Here is a 14,577-nt window from a genome sequence, read left to right on the forward strand (position 1 = left end):
GAGTCCGCCGGATCAGAACAGCGTGTCCGGCCTGACGTAGTTCGCGAGGTCGACGAGCATGAAGCGGTGGTCGCGGTTGGTTCGGGTCTGCCGGGCGAGATGACGCAGTGAGCGTTCCGTCCCTGCGCGGATACCCGACTCGGTGAACGGGAAGCCGAGCAGGGTCGATGGCTCGCTGGAATCTTTTGCGGCGTCGGGGTTCTCATGCATCCAGCCGAGCGCGGTACCGAGGACGATGAGCAGCATCCGGGATTTGCGCGGTTCGGTGTCGGGAATCTGCTCGAGCCGCCGGGCAGCTTCGACGATCTGCTCGCGGGTGACCTCCGATGGTGACCGACCGTGCACCAGCGCGATGACCGCCGTGGCGCGGGCGGTGTTGAAATGCCGGCTGGTTGCGGGAACCTCATCGAGTGGGCGGATCGCTTCGTCGTAGTCTCCGACAGCCACCGACAGCCGTGCGAGACCGAAAGCAGCGGTGACGATTCCATGGTCGGTGAGCCACAGGTCGTGGTAGTGATGTTGCGCCACATCGAAGAGTTCCGAGATTCGCCGTTCCGACGCCGGTGACTCGCCCTGCTCGTCGGACAGCCACCGGCCGATCAATTCGGCGGTGCCGGCGACCGCGAGTTTGGGTCCGATCTCGCCGGGCATCGCGCTGAGCACCTCGTCGAATCGCTCGTAGGCGAGTTCGGGTTCGTCGTTCATCAACGCGCAGATACCCATGTACCACTGCACGCGCCACGAATTGCCGTGGTGTACAGATACTTCGCGGAGCAGCGCCAAGGCGGTGTCGACGTCGTCGAGTTCGAGGTGTGCTCTTGCCTCGGCCAGATCGATCTCCAGTGACGGGTGGCCCTCCTGGGCACGACGGCCGAGCAGCGACACGAAACCCTCAGCGCGCGCGGCATTGATCGAGTCGAGGGTTTGCCGCGGGTCCGACAGCGCGGCCGAGGTCAGCAGGCCCGCAGCCGGATCCATCGGATTGACCAGCGGAACCGGCAGCGCCCGGGCGATGTCGACCGGATCGTAGAAGGCGGCCTGGTCGGGATCGAAGAAGCCGTCGACCGGCGCGAGCATCAGATCGGTCCCGAATGTCGAGCGCTGCGGCGTGAACACCGTCGACAACGCGGGCCGGGGAACACCCGTGTGCACCGCGACAGTTTCGCGCAGCACATTGAGTACCTGGGTGGTCATCTCTTCGGCCGACGCGAATCGATCACCGGGATCGGTGGCCGTAGCTCGTTGCAGCAGAAGATAGTACGACGGGTTCTCCTCGAACACCGGGGTGGTCGACGGGTCGGGGAGGCCGTCGACGTAGCGGCCCTTGCGCATCTCGATCGGCACGGTCAGCACGGCGAGGGTCCGTCCGACGCTGTAGATGTCGGTGGCCACCTGTGGTCCGGTCTTCACGATCTCCGGTGCCTGGAAACCGGGTGTGCCGTAGAGATGTCCGTAACCGTTGATCGCCGACACCGCGCCCAGATCGATCAGCTTCACCTCGTCGCTGCCGACCATGATGTTCTCGGGCTTGACGTCGTTGTACACCAGGCCCACCGAGTGCAGGTACCCGACGGCGAGCAGCACTTCCAAAATGTAGGCGAGTGCTTGTTCCACCGAGAGTAGTTCGGCACCTTCATGATCCGAGGTGATCTGCTTGAGCGTCCGTCCGCCGATGTACTCCATGACGATGTAGCCGTAGCGCTCGCCCTGTTCGCCGATGTGCTCGACGAAGTTGTAGATCTTCACGATGCCGGGATGATTCACCGACGCCAGGAACTGGCGCTCGGCGACGGCGACCCGCTGTGCCTCCGAATCCGAGGAATTCAGCAGGCCTTTGAGGACCACCGGCCGATCCGACACGTTTCGGTCGATCGCGAGGTAGATCCATCCCAGTCCGCCGTGCGCGATGGCGCCGGTGATCTCGTACTGGCCGGCGACCACGGTGCCCGGTGCGAGCCCGGGAACAAACGAGTAGCGCGCACCGCAATGCGGGCATGTGCCCGAGACCTCGCCCTTCCCCGGACCGGAGGTGCGCCCCACCGGTTTTCCGCAACGCCAGCACACGCGTTTGGATTCGAAGATGACCGGATGGTCGAGGACGGCGTCCTCAGGCTCGATGTCGACGATCTTCGGCATCTCGACCAGCCCGCTGCCGAGCCGCCGTTCGTGGACCGCTGCGCGACGGCTGGGTACGAGGCGTCGGGTCTGGCGCCCCGATCCGACCGGCGCGTCGTCGGCCACCGGCGGCCGAGTCGCGAAGACCCGATCGGTCTGGGCGTCGGCACCCGGCAATTCGGTTGCCTGCGTTGGTGCATCGCCCTGTGGATCGGTGTCGGCGTCCTCGTTTCCGATCGTCTGGTAGTCGTCGCCATCGGCAGGACCACCGTCATCGTCATCGTCGTCGCCCATCAGGTCGGCGAGACTGACCTGCTGTGTGCCGACGTGTTCGTCTTCTGGCGTCTCGTCGTCGAGCAGCGCGTCGAGCGACACACGTTGGGTGCCGATGTGCTCGGACTCGTCGGCGTCACTTGCCTGCGTCGGCGAATCCCCGTGCGGTTCAGGATCGGTCGTCATCGCATCAGTCCCGATAGGTCACGAGTGGGGGACCATAACCGCCGCTGTCCCCGAGGACCGTGAGCCACTGGTTGTACATGCGCCACCACGTTCCGTCCGCGCGAATGCGCTCGAGGACACCGTTGACGAAGCGCACCAGATCGTCCTTGCCGTGCGGGATTCCGACTCCGTAGTATTCCTCGCCGAGACTGGGGCCGACGACCTGAACCCACGGGTCCTGCGCGGCAAGGCCGGCCAGGATCGCATCGTCGGTGGTCACCGCGTCCACCTGGCCCTGCTGCAGCAACACCAGGCAATCCGCCCAGGTCGTGGTGCTGATCAGATGTGCGCGCGGCTGGATCGACTGGATTCGTCCGATCGACGTCGCACCGCGTGCCGAACACACCCGCTTGCCCGCCAGTTTCTCCGGACCGGTGATGCCGGATTCTTTCAGTGCCAGAATGCGTTGCGAGGCAACATAGTACGGCGAGGAGAAGCTGACCTCACGAAGGCGCTCGCAGGTGATGCTCATCGTCTTGACCACGACGTCGACCGCCCCGGTCTTGAGGGCCTCGATGCGTTCGGCCGAACTGAGCACCCGGAACTCCACGCGCCCCGGATCGTTGAAGATCGCGCGCGTGATCTCGCGGGCGAGGTCGACGTCGAATCCCTTGATGTCACCCGACATCGGATCTCGGAAGCTGAACAGGTTGGACCCGATGTCGAGCCCGACGATGAGCCGTCCATGCGCGACGATCTCGCCCATCGACGATCTCGGCGGCATCCGGCCGGGCGCCGGCATCCGGGCCGGTGGCCGCAGACTCTCGGTGGCGTTGCAGGATTCGGCATTCGGCGGCGGTTCGAGAGGGACGTTGGTCTGCACTCCCGCGGGCATGGGGGTGATCGCGGTGGCGGTCGGGGGTGGGGCGTCGGGTGCGGGGAAGGTGACGCACCCGGTGAGGATCAGCGCGGCGGCGGTGAGGATGCCGAAGACCGTGCTGCGGCGCCGAATCGTATTCGTGTTCATCGGTACTCCCTGATGCGCGGTATCAGGCCGAGAATGACTGCGGCGGCCGCGAAGATGGTGAGCATCAAGATGCCGGTGCCGGTGAAACCGAGGACCCGCTGGGCGGTGTTGATGTCGTCACGGAAGGAGGTTCGCGCCGATGTGATGGCGTCGACCAAGGCCTTGTCGACCGCGCTGTAGCTGGTCGCCGAACTGTTCTCGTCGTCGCCGACGGTCATCGTGCGTGCGCGTCCGAAGGCGCCGGATTCGATGTACCCGCGCACCACGGCGTCGGTGGCCTTCCAGCGCTCCACCGCGGACGCGACAGCGTCGAGTTGCTCGGTACTCACCGAACGTCGCACGTCCTCGTTGTCGCGCAGGCGTGCGACGGTGGCGGAGATGCCTTCGGTCGACTGGGCGAAGGAGCGTTCGAGCCCACCCTGATCACCGCGCCGCACCAGTGCCAGGGTTTCCGCCGACCGCGCCTGCTGGGTCAGGATGCGCGCGGCGGTGAGTTCGCGGAGGGGGTCGGCCCCGCCGGTGCGGGCGTCGCTGGTCGCGGCCACCGACATGAGCCCCGACGCCAAGAGCCACACCGTGCCGGTGGTGATCGCCAAGATCGCCGCGACCACGCCGAGATTGAAGCGGCGCCGGGTACGTCTGGCCAGGTAGCGGGAGGTGAGGATCAGGGCCAGGAGCACGGCCAACAGCGCCGCGTAGACGGTCCAGGGCGGACGACTCAGGCTTCGCTGGGGGTCGGCGATCGCCAGCGATCGCTGTTCGTAGAGGCGCTGCGCGGCCGGCAGGATCTGGTCCTGCATCATCGACGACGCCTGGCCGAGGTAATCGGAGCCGACCGGGTTGCCCTGCCGGTTGTTGGTCCGCGCCGTCTCGACCAGTCCGCTGTACACCGGGATGGAGACCGCGAGGGTGTTGAGATCGGCGGCGACCGCTTTGTCGTCTCGATCGGGTGTGCCGTCCGCGCCGGGCTCACCTGAGCTGCCGGTCGCGAGGATCAGCGACGACGAAGCCGTGGCCAGCGCATTGGCGTAGCGAGTACGGAGTTCGGGGGTCTCCAGCCCGCCGGAGATGAACGCGGCGTTGGCCGACGCATCGGCGACCGACAGCGATGAGTACAACACTTGACTCGCTTCGGCCAGGGGCTCGGCCCGGTCGATCATGCGCTGCAGGGTTTGGGTGCGGTTCTCCAGCACGGTCGATGCGTACAACCCGGTGCTGACCGACGCCGCGGCGAGCACGATCAGGATGGTGACGAGCTTGCCGGGTGTCGTCACCGCATAGTGGCGCAGGGTGGCGAAGGGGGATTGGGCGCGCTCGCGAGCTGCGGCGACGAGTTCGCGGCGGTCGGCGAGTACCTGCCGGATCGGGGGCGACGACTGTCCGGGCCGCACCGTCCTTCCGGCGCGGGTGAGTACGGTCCGCATCGGGGACGCGTCGCCGGTCACCTCAAGATCCCTTCTCAGTCCTGTATGTGTTTCAGCCTAGGCCATGTCGGGGGTACCCGACCGGGTTCGACACTGCCCGAGATCGAGGTCCGATATGTCGGACCGAATGACCCTGGCGAGGGTTGTCTGACTCACATACGGTGGAGATGCCCGGTTGCATCACGACAACCGGTATGCGAGGAGGCGGAGTGCGCGGGGACGGCGACGGTTGGGTGATCGATCCGGACGGCTCACGGTATTGGGGTGTCCACGGCGCGGCGGGACTCCTGCTCCGGGCGCCACTCGACGGCGGTGCGACCGGAATACTGCTGCAACATCGAGCGGTCTGGTCTCATCAGGGCGGCACCTGGGGTCTCCCCGGAGGTGCGCGGGACTCCCACGAGAGCGCCATCGACACCGCCGTGCGCGAAGCCGACGAAGAGGCAGGGGTCCGCGCCGACCAGCTCACGGTTGTCGCGGCGCTGGTCACCCACCAATCGCCGAGCGGGTGGACCTACACCACCGTCATCGCCGATACGTCCGAACCGGTCCGCACGGTCGCCAACGGCGAATCGGCGGAACTGCGTTGGGTGGGCGAACATGACGTCGACACACTGCCACTACACCCGGGATTCGGTCAGGCTTGGCCCGGCCTCCGCGAGCGCATCGCCCGTCTCGACCTGCAGGCCTGATTCGAAGAATTTGGCGACCAATCCCGTTGACCTGCGGAAATGAGCCAGCGTCGTGCCCGCAAAATCTAGGGGACGAGTTTCTTCCCCGGGGTTTGTAGTCGTCCGCGAGAAATTTCTCGGGGAAGACACCAAGGGCCGGGGAAGAAACTTCTTCCCCTACTTTTTGTGGGCGCACGTGCCTGGCGTCGCGTTCGGCGGGTAGGCGGCCCGCCCAGACTCACTCGCTCCCGGCGAGCAGCCGGTTCGCACCCGCGACAAGCGCGTTGACGTTGGCCTCGTCGCACGTCGTGCCGTCACCGAGCGCCCACACCTGCCGGTCGTCCCTTTCGCACAGCAGGAATGCCGTGATCTGGCCGTCGCTGACGCGCTGGTGGGATTTGACGATGGAGATGGGTGCGCCGATCTCGTGCAGCATCGACGTCATCGCGCCGACCGGACCGCTGGCAACGGCGAACAGCGACATGATCCGGTCCTCGAGCGCGAAGGTCGCGCGGCACTCGACGAGGTCGTGGTGGGTGGGCTCCATGGACCATGACCCGAGTCGGATGCTTCCGCCGGGGGAGTAGTGATCGATGAATTCTGGAAAGGTCATGCCGGATGCCTCCTCGCGCATACCCCGGGGCAGTGGTGAGCCGTACCGGCGGGCGAACGGGTCGCCCATGGGCCGACCGGCGTGCTCATCGCACGAACAGGATCGTTGAGAAAGATGAAGGCTGTGCATCGCGTGTACCGATTTCGGTCGAAGTGAAGATGACCGACGTGCGCACGCATAGACCCCGCAGCGGGGGGTCGGTCAGATTCAGACCCCGCTGCGGCGGGTTACGAGCGCGTTCGCGATGTACAGCATGATGGCGACCACCTTAGACCCGCCGTTCGCCGGGCGGCAAATGACTATTCGCCGCGTCGGGAATCTGTACCTGCCGGCGCGACGAAATGCACTGTGCACTTGGTCGGGCCGCCACGTACAGATTCCCTCCAGGCCGGAGGGCAGCTGGTCAGCCTCGGACCAGCGCTCGCGCCGCCGATTCCGGATCGTCCGCCGCAGTGATGGCACGCACGACGACGATCCGCTCCGCCCCGGCTGCCCGCACTTCGGGGAGCCGGGCGAGGTCGATGCCGCCGATCGCGAACCACGGCTTTACCGAGTTCGTCGCGGCGACCGAGGTCACCAGATCCAGCCCGGCCGCCGGCCGTCCCGGCTTGGTGGGCGTCGTCCAGCACGGGCCGACGCAGAAGTAGTCGACGTCGTCGTCGGCCGCGGCGCCTGCGGCCTGGTCGACATCATGCGTCGACAGCCCGATGACCACGTCGGGCCCGACGATCTGCCGGGCGGCAGCAGGCGCGAGATCACCCTGGCCCACATGCAGGACGTCGGCCTGAGCCAGGGCCGCGATGTCGGCGCGATCGTTCACGGCCAGCAGGGCTCCGCGGGCGTGGACCACCCGACGCAGCTCCGCGAGGACCGCGAGTTCCTCACGCGCCTCCAGCGTCCCGAATCGCTCCTCGCCGACCGATCCCTTGTCGCGCAACTGGACGATGTCGACACCGCCGTCGATGGCCTTCGCCACGAAATCAAGCAGGTCGCCGCGCTCTCGCCGTGCGTCGGTGCACAGGTAGAGCGTCGCCGTGTCGAGTCGCTGTCGGGGCGAGATGGTCATCGGGTAGACGCTACCTTCGATAAGTCAAGACCGACCGGCCGCGTAGGCTCGGGATCGGAGTACATCACGGGAGCCCGGCCGGGCTGAGAGTGCGGAGAAGCCGCAGACCGTCTGACCTGATCCGGGTAATGCCGGCGAAGGAAGGTGATTGCACGTGCAGAGTGTTGCCGTTGTGGGCGGCGGCGTCATCGGGCTGTCCATTGCGCTTGCGGCGTCCGACGCCGGTTGGCGTGTGCGGGTCGTCGACGCGGGAGTCGCCGACCGTGCCTCACATGTGGCCGGCGGCATGCTCGGATCGTTGGGCGAGGGCATTCCGGGCGAAGAGACGCTGCTCGCGATGTCCGTCGAATCGGTTCGACGCTGGCCCGCCCTCATCGACCGGCTCGGCGACCCGAACGTCGTGACCGCCACCGATTCGCTGTTCGTCGCCGGTACCGCAGCCGACCTGCACCGTCTCGACCATCTCGCCCGGTTCGTGTGGTCTCAGCAGACCGACGCTCGCACGGTGCTCACCTCGATCACCGGCCGCGACATCCGCGCACTCGAGACGGCGCTGAGTACCCGGCTCGTGGGCGGCTACCGCGCCGAAGGCGAATGGGCACTGGACAATCGGCGGCTCCTGACAGCGCTGCGGGACACGGCCCGCGCGTCGGGCGTCGTGTTCGACGACACGCGAATCGGTTCGCGAGACGCGCTCGACGACGACCAGGTGGTCCTCGCCGCCGGATTGGGCACCAACGCACTATGGCCGCAGGCGCAACTCCAGGCCGCCAAGGGTGAGGTGCTCAGGTTGCGGCGCACGCGGTCCTCGGTGCCACCGCCGCGCCACGTGATCCGCGCGGCGGTCGGCGGCCGCAATGTGTACCTGGTGCCTCGTGCCGATGGAATCGTCGTCGGCGCAACGCAATACGAAGCTCCTGTCGATGCCGGCGATATCCTTCCCGAGGCAGGCGGAGTGCTCGACCTGCTCGCCGACGCCACCGAGGTGATGCCGGGGCTGCGTACGTACGAACTCGTCGAGGCGGGCGCGGGCCTACGTCCATGCACGGCGGACGGACTGCCGATCATTCGGCGTCTCGACGAGCGGACCGTGGTCGCAACCGGCCACGGCCGCAACGGAATTGTGCTCGCACCACTCACGGCCGACGAGGTGGTGGGGCTGCTCGGTGATCCGCGGCGGGCACCCACACCGGCGGCAATGACTTCGGGAGGCGAGAGATGACGATCACGGTCAACGGCGAACCGACAGCGGTGGCCCCGGAAACGTCGGTGGCCGCGCTGCTGACGCATCTGGGCCTGCCCGACCGCGGGGTTGCGGTCGCCGTCGACGGCGCGGTCGTCCCGAAAGGCTCGTGGGCGCAATCCATTCCGGATGGTTCGGTGGTCGAGGTCGTGACGGCGGTGCAGGGTGGCTGACTGCACAGATCCGTTGCGGATCGCGGACCGCGAGTTCGGATCACGACTCATCACCGGTACCGGCGGCGCGACGAGCCTGGCGGTCCTCGAACGCGCACTGATCGCGTCGGGCACCGAACTCACCACCGTCGCGATCCGGCGGGTCGACGCCGCGTCGGGCACCGGAGTGCTCGACCTGCTCCGGCGCCTCGACATCGCACCCCTGCCCAACACGGCAGGCTGCCACACGACGGCCGAGGCGGTGCTGACCGCGCAACTGGCCCGCGAGGCCATGGAGACCGACTGGGTCAAGCTCGAGGTGGTCGCCGACGAACGCACCCTCATGCCCGATCCGATCGAACTGGTCGACGCCGCGTCGGCGCTGGTCCGGGACGGGTTCACCGTGCTGGCCTACTCCAACGACGACCCCGTCCTCGCTGCCCGGCTCGAAGACATCGGCGTCGCTGCTGTGATGCCCCTCGGCTCCCCGATCGGCACTGGCCTCGGCATCCTCAACCCGCACAACATCGAGATGATCGTCGCGCGGGTGCAGGTGCCGGTGATCCTCGACGCCGGGATCGGCACCGCAAGCGACGCGGCCCTCGCGATGGAACTCGGTTGCGACGGAGTGTTGCTGGCGTCGGCGGTCACCCGGGCCGACGACCCGGAACGGATGGCCGCCGCCATGCGCCACGCGGTTCTCGCGGGCCGGCTCGCGGCGCAGGCGGGACGGATCCCGCGTCGCTTCTGGGCGGAGGCGTCGTCGCCCGAGCGCGCGACCAGCAGTTGAGTGGGTCACGCTATGGTCGGGGTGTGCTCACAGTCCAGAAGCTCACCAAAGACTTCGGCGACAAGCGCGCCGTCGACAACCTCAGTTTCGAGGTGTCACCCGGGCACGTGACGGGCTTCCTCGGCCCCAACGGTGCCGGCAAGTCGACCACGATGCGCATGATGCTCGACCTCGACCGTCCCACCTCGGGTTCGGTCGCCATCGACGGTCAGCGCTACCAGGATCTCGAGGATCCGATCCGGCAGGTGGGGGCGCTGCTCGACGCCAAATGGGTCCATCCCAACCGGAGTGCGCGGTCGCATCTGCGCTGGCTGGCGGCGGCCAACCGGATTCCGGCGAGTCGGGTCGACGAGGTCATCGAGATGGTCGGTCTGACGTCGGTGGCCACCAAGCGCGCGGGTGGCTTCTCGCTCGGCATGTCGCAGCGGCTCGGCATCGCCGGCGCACTCCTCGGTGACCCGCACACGCTGATGTTCGACGAGCCGGTCAACGGCCTCGACCCCGAGGGCATCGTCTGGATTCGCGGATTCATGCGACAGCTCGCTTCGGAGGGGCGCACCGTTTTCGTCTCCAGCCACCTCCTTGCCGAGATGGCGCTCACCGCCGACCATCTCATTGTCATCGGCCGCGGGCGGCTCATCGCCGACTGCTCGGTCAGCGAATTCACCTCGCGCGCACGAACTTCGGTTCGGGTGCGCGGTCCGCAGCTGGAGGATCTGCACGTCGCGCTGGCCGCGGCAGGCCTGGCGCCGGCGCCCGGTCCCGCCGACGCCAAGGGCCGACCGGTGATGGTGGTGCCCGACACGACCACCGACCAGGTGGGCGACCTGGCCGCTGCGGCCGGGGTGGTCCTGCACGAACTGACCGAGGAGACCGCATCGCTCGAGGAGGTCTTCATGCAGGTCACCGCCGGTGACGTCGAATACCAGGGTGGAACGGGGGTCGTGGCATGATCGCGACGATCGACTCGGAGCGGATCAAGCTCATGAGCACGCGCTCGCCCTACTGGTGCGTGGCGATCGTGGCCGTCCTGGGTCTGGGTCTGGCCGCGCTGATCTCGTCGGGCGGTCCGGTCGACGAGCTCACCGACAACCCGGCGAACGTCTACCTGTTGGGCGTGAACCAGTTCGGTCTCGCCGTCTTGTTGATCATGGCGGTCCTGGGGATCACCACGGAGTACCGCTTCGGAACCATCCGGTTGTCCTTCGAGGCAACGCCCCGCCGTTGGCAGGTGCTCGTCGCCAAGGGGGTGGTGTTCGCGATCGTCGGCCTGGTGGTGACCTTCGTGATCTGCCTGCTGGGTCTGGTCATCGCCAAGCTCTTTGCCGGTGACGACTTCGACCTCACCAGTTCGGATGCCATCCGTCAGCTCTGGGGGACGCCCATCTTCATCGCGTTGGCGATGCTGATCGGCGTGGCGGTGGGTGCACTGATCCGGCAGACGGCGGGTGCGGTGACGATCGTGCTGGTGTGGACGCTCCTCGTGGAGACGGTCGTGATACCTCTGCTGCCGAAGGTCGGGGAGCCGGTGGTGCCGTTCCTCCCGTTCACCAACGGCTGGCGGTTCCTCACCGGCGACACCGGCGATTTCCACTGGAACATCTACGGTTCACTGGTCTACTTTGCCCTGGTCGCGCTGGTGATTCTCCGCGCAGCGATCGCCGTGGTCAACAAACGCGACGCCTGATGTGAACAGTTCGGTCAGACTTGACCGCGACTGGTGCCGAGACTTACCGATGAGTCTAAAATCTGCAGGCATGTCCGGGAATTGGCCCTTGGTGGAGCGTGAACGCGAGTTCCGAACCATTCAGGCTGCCCTGCGCGGGGAGACCACCGGGTGCGGCGTGGTCCTCACCGGCGATTCCGGCGTCGGCAAGACCACGCTCGCGCGTCATGTCACGGCCGGCTTGTCGTCGGGCGTCCGGTGGGTCGCGGGCACCGAGTCGGCCCGGTCGATTCCGTTGGGCGTCTTCGCGCATCTCGTCGGTCCGGCCACGTCCAGTGATCCCGTGACCTACCTCGCCGCGGCCCGCGAATCGCTACTCGCCGACGGTGACGTGGTCATCGGCGTCGACGACGCCCATCTGCTCGACGAACTGTCGGCGACGCTGCTGCATCAGCTCGCCATCGACCGCGCCGTCCACATCGTCGCCACGGTGCGCAGCGGCGAGGTGGTGCCCGACGCCGTCACGTCGCTTTGGAAGGACAATCACCTCACCCGAATCACGTTGTCGCCCTTCACCAAGGAGCAGAGCGTCGACCTCATCGAGTCGGTGCTCGGCGGGCAACTCGAGGAGCATTCGGCCAACCTGATGTGGGAGGCGTCGGGCGGTAACGCGCTCTTCCTCCGGCACATGGTCGACGGTGCACGGCAGGCCAATACGTTGCGGCAGGTCAAGGGGATCTGGCAGTTGCGCGGCCGCGCCGCGATCACCTCCGAACTCGCGTCGCTGCTCGAAGGCCGCATCGAGCAACTCGACGACACCGTGCTCACCGCACTGAAGTACCTGAGCCTGTGCGAGCCCCTCGACATCGACGTCCTGTCCGAACTCGCCGGCGAAGAAGCGGTGGAAGAGGCGGAGATCGCCGGGCTCGTGCGCATCGTCCGGGACGGCCGACGGCTCAACGTCGGCTTCCATCACCCGCTGTTCGGCGAGGTCATCCGTCGTCGTCTGGGTCTGGTGTCGTCGCGGCGGCTGCGCGGCAAGCTCGTCAAGGCTTTGCGTGAACGACCGCGGACGACGCCCGCCGAACGCATCCGCCTGGCCGACCTGGCCATCGAGAGTGACGTCGACATCGACCTCGAACTGCTCGGTGCGGCTGCTCGGGACGCGATGAACCTGGCGCAGATCCCGATGGGCGAGCGGTTCGCGCGCGCAGCGCTCGAGGAGGGCGGCGGGCTCGACGAGGCGGAGATGCTGGCCCGGGCCCTGATGTGGCAGGGCCATCCCGACGAGGCCGAGCAGATCCTCAGCCGCTTCGACCCCGACGACTTCGACAACGAGGCGCAGATCCTGCGCTGGGGCGGGCTGCGCGTCGGCAACATGTTCTGGGCGATGGGCGACGCCGACCGCGCCGAAGAGTTCTTGGAGATCCTGTTCGAACGCATCCAGGATCCGGGCCTGCGTCCCATCGTCACCGGTATCGCGTCGGCGTGCGCGCTGTTCGAGAACCGGATCGACGACGCGGTTCGCCTGTCCGACGAGGTGTTCGCCGAGAAGCACCCGCTGCCGTGGGCGGTGGAGTGGGCGGTCTTCGGGGGCAGTCTGTCGCGGGCGCTGCGAGGTCAGGGCAGTGCCGTCGAGAAGGTGGCCGGCCGCGGTCGTGGACTCGAGGTCGACGGAATGCTGCGCTTCCCGACCGCTTTCGGCGAGATGCTGGCGCTCACGCTCACCGGTCGGCTCGACGACGGCAATCTGGCCGCCGCGCGCTACGTCGATTTCGCCAACACCGCGCAGTACCTGGGGTGGGCGATGTCGGGGATTCTGGTGGCTGCCGTCGAGATGCCGCAGGGGGCGTGCACCTCGGTCACCCGACGCATGGAGCAAACGCTGGCGATCCTCGACGGCGAGGGCTTCTCACTGTCGTGGAACTACCCCGCCCGCATCTACCTCGCGCAGGCGCTCAGCGCTCTCGGGCAGACCGAGAAGGCCGAGGCCGTCCTCGTGAAGGCGCGAGCGAAGTACGGGAAGAACGTGGCGATCTTCGGTTCGATGCTGGCGATCGCCGAGGCATGGCAGTCGGCCGCGGCCGGAACGCTCACCCGCGCAGTCGAACTCGCACACGAGGCAGCGGACAAGGCTCGGACCACTGGGCAATTCGCCATCGAGGCCGAGGCGTTGCACACGGCCGCCCGGTTCGGCGACCAGTCGGTTGGCGAGCGACTCGGTGAGCTGGCGCAGCAGGTCGACGGGCCGGTCGTCGCCGTGTACGCGCGGCACGCGATCGCGCTCGCTGAGGGCGACGCCGTCGAACTGGATGTGTGCGCAGCCGATTTCGAGCAACTCGGCATTCGGCTCTCCGCGGCAGACGCCGCCGCCCAGGCCAGCGTCATGCACGACAAGGAGGAGAATCGTTCGGCGACAGTCGCTTCGGCGGCGGTGGCCAACCGCCTCGCGTCGGAGTGCGGAGGACTGCGGACCCCGGCGCTCGTCGAGGCTGCCCGGCCCTTGCCGCTGACCTCGCGCGAACGTGAGATCGCCAACCTGGTGGCGGCCGGACTGTCGAACAAGGAGATCGCCCAGCGACTCACCGTGTCGGTACGCACCGTCGAAGGCCACATCTACCGTGCCTGCACCAAACTCGACGTCACCGATCGCGCCGACATCGCGGCGCTGCTCCTCAAGGACGGTTAGCGCCTCTCCAGCGTGGCAACCACCTCGTCGTCACCTACCTGGGTGAAATCGGCGTACGACTGTCCGACCGCGTGGAACGGCGTCGGAGTCACCGCGACGATCACCTGGTCTGCGCCCGCCGCCCCCATCTGTTCGAAGATGTCCGTGGGTCCGGTGGGCACCGCAACGATCACCCGCGACGCCCCGGCCGCACGCACCGCGTCGATGGCCACCGACATCGACGTCCCGGTGGCCAGCCCGTCGTCGACCAGGATCACCACCCGGTCCGCAAGCGAAAGCGGTTCGCGCCCTGCACGATAGCGCGCCTCGCGGTTGGCGAGGATGCGGCTCTCCCGAGCGAGCGCGGCGTCGAACTGTGCTGTGGTCACACCGAGTCTGCGGGGGATGTCGTCGTTGACCACCACGTGGTTGCCGTGGGTGATCGCGCCCATCGCGAACTCGGGTTGACCGGGTGCCCCGATCTTGCGTACCACCAGAGTGTCGAGTTCGCAGTCCACGGCGTCGGCAACCTCGCGCGCCACCGGGACGCCGCCGCGGGCCAGACCCAGCACGATGATCGGGCCGCGGTCGTCGGAGTCGACGGCAGCCCTAACCCGTTGTCCGAGATCCACTCCCGCGTCCCGCCGATTCCGGAATACGTGGTCGGCGCTGAGCGGCGGCGGCTGCGACATGACGCTCGGAGC

The 14,577-nt window shown here is 67.5% G+C and carries 13 protein-coding genes and 1 riboswitch; of the genes, 7 read left to right on the forward strand and 6 right to left on the reverse strand.

All coding sequences use genetic code 11. The annotated features are described in order from the left end of the window. Positions 1 to 12: 12 nt before the first annotated feature. From MKW15_RS18190 to MKW15_RS18200, 3 genes are read right to left on the reverse strand one after another with little or no spacing between them, the layout of a single operon-like run. Positions 13 to 2,574 carry a serine/threonine-protein kinase gene (locus tag MKW15_RS18190; protein ID WP_240860619.1) on the reverse strand — a complete coding sequence of 854 codons (2,562 nt, stop codon included), beginning with the start codon at positions 2,572 to 2,574 and terminating at the stop codon, positions 13 to 15. 4 nt (positions 2,575 to 2,578) lie between these two features. Next, positions 2,579 to 3,580 carry a glutamate ABC transporter substrate-binding protein gene (locus MKW15_RS18195; protein ID WP_240860621.1) on the reverse strand — a complete coding sequence of 334 codons (1,002 nt, stop codon included), beginning with the start codon at positions 3,578 to 3,580 and terminating at the stop codon, positions 2,579 to 2,581. Then, positions 3,577 to 5,025: a hypothetical protein gene (locus tag MKW15_RS18200; RefSeq protein WP_240860623.1), complete on the reverse strand. Its 1,449-nt coding sequence runs from the start codon at positions 5,023 to 5,025 to the stop codon at positions 3,577 to 3,579. Before MKW15_RS18200 ends, MKW15_RS18195 begins: the two co-directional genes overlap by 4 nt. A gap of 188 nt (positions 5,026 to 5,213) precedes the next feature. On the opposite strand from MKW15_RS18200, the gene MKW15_RS18205 reads away from it, so the two are divergent. Continuing rightward, on the forward strand, positions 5,214 to 5,696 hold the full coding sequence (locus tag MKW15_RS18205) for an NUDIX hydrolase (RefSeq protein ID WP_240860625.1): 483 nt from the start codon (positions 5,214 to 5,216) through the stop codon (positions 5,694 to 5,696). 217 nt (positions 5,697 to 5,913) lie between these two features. Here MKW15_RS18205 and MKW15_RS18210 read toward each other — a convergent pair whose 3' ends face one another. Continuing rightward, positions 5,914 to 6,288 (reverse strand): 2-isopropylmalate synthase, encoded by a 375-nt coding sequence (locus MKW15_RS18210; RefSeq protein WP_240860627.1) that lies wholly within the window; start codon positions 6,286 to 6,288, stop codon positions 5,914 to 5,916. 403 nt (positions 6,289 to 6,691) lie between these two features. Then, the gene (gene thiE, locus MKW15_RS18215) at positions 6,692 to 7,354 is read right to left on the reverse strand and encodes a thiamine phosphate synthase (RefSeq protein WP_240860628.1); all 663 of its coding nucleotides are present in this window, start codon (positions 7,352 to 7,354) and stop codon (positions 6,692 to 6,694) included. Positions 7,355 to 7,410: 56 nt separating this feature from the next. Continuing rightward, a riboswitch (TPP riboswitch) is annotated at positions 7,411 to 7,514 on the forward strand. Between thiE and thiO the strand changes: the two genes are divergently transcribed. The 6 genes from thiO (at position 7,509) to MKW15_RS18245 (ending at position 13,894) form a co-directional block, all read left to right on the forward strand. After that, positions 7,509 to 8,576, forward strand: a complete 1,068-nt coding sequence (gene thiO / locus MKW15_RS18220; protein WP_240860629.1) for a glycine oxidase ThiO — start codon at positions 7,509 to 7,511, stop codon at positions 8,574 to 8,576. (Overlaps the previous riboswitch by 6 nt.) Continuing rightward, the gene (gene thiS / locus MKW15_RS18225) at positions 8,573 to 8,770 is read left to right on the forward strand and encodes a sulfur carrier protein ThiS (RefSeq protein ID WP_240860630.1); all 198 of its coding nucleotides are present in this window, start codon (positions 8,573 to 8,575) and stop codon (positions 8,768 to 8,770) included. Before thiO ends, thiS begins: the two co-directional genes overlap by 4 nt. Next, the gene (gene thiG, locus MKW15_RS18230; RefSeq protein ID WP_308221072.1) at positions 8,763 to 9,539 is read left to right on the forward strand and encodes a thiazole synthase; all 777 of its coding nucleotides are present in this window, start codon (positions 8,763 to 8,765) and stop codon (positions 9,537 to 9,539) included. The genes thiS and thiG overlap by 8 nt, the downstream gene beginning before the upstream one ends. A gap of 23 nt (positions 9,540 to 9,562) precedes the next feature. Continuing rightward, positions 9,563 to 10,492, forward strand: coding sequence for an ABC transporter ATP-binding protein (locus tag MKW15_RS18235; RefSeq protein ID WP_240860631.1), 930 nt, complete (start codon positions 9,563 to 9,565; stop codon positions 10,490 to 10,492). Beyond that, entirely contained in the window at positions 10,489 to 11,226 is a 738-nt protein-coding gene (locus MKW15_RS18240; protein ID WP_240860632.1) for an ABC transporter permease, read from the forward strand. The genes MKW15_RS18235 and MKW15_RS18240 overlap by 4 nt, the downstream gene beginning before the upstream one ends. Positions 11,227 to 11,296: 70 nt before the next feature. Beyond that, the gene (locus MKW15_RS18245; protein ID WP_240860634.1) at positions 11,297 to 13,894 is read left to right on the forward strand and encodes a LuxR C-terminal-related transcriptional regulator; all 2,598 of its coding nucleotides are present in this window, start codon (positions 11,297 to 11,299) and stop codon (positions 13,892 to 13,894) included. On the opposite strand, the gene MKW15_RS18250 is transcribed toward MKW15_RS18245, so the two are convergent. Then, positions 13,891 to 14,565 carry a phosphoribosyltransferase gene (locus MKW15_RS18250; protein WP_240860635.1) on the reverse strand — a complete coding sequence of 225 codons (675 nt, stop codon included), beginning with the start codon at positions 14,563 to 14,565 and terminating at the stop codon, positions 13,891 to 13,893. The two genes, MKW15_RS18245 and MKW15_RS18250, sit on opposite strands and share 4 nt — an antisense overlap. Positions 14,566 to 14,577: the final 12 nt, after the last annotated feature.

It is taken from the genome of Gordonia gummivorans, from assembly GCF_022513585.1.
Classification (GTDB): Bacteria; Actinomycetota; Actinomycetes; order Mycobacteriales; family Mycobacteriaceae; genus Gordonia.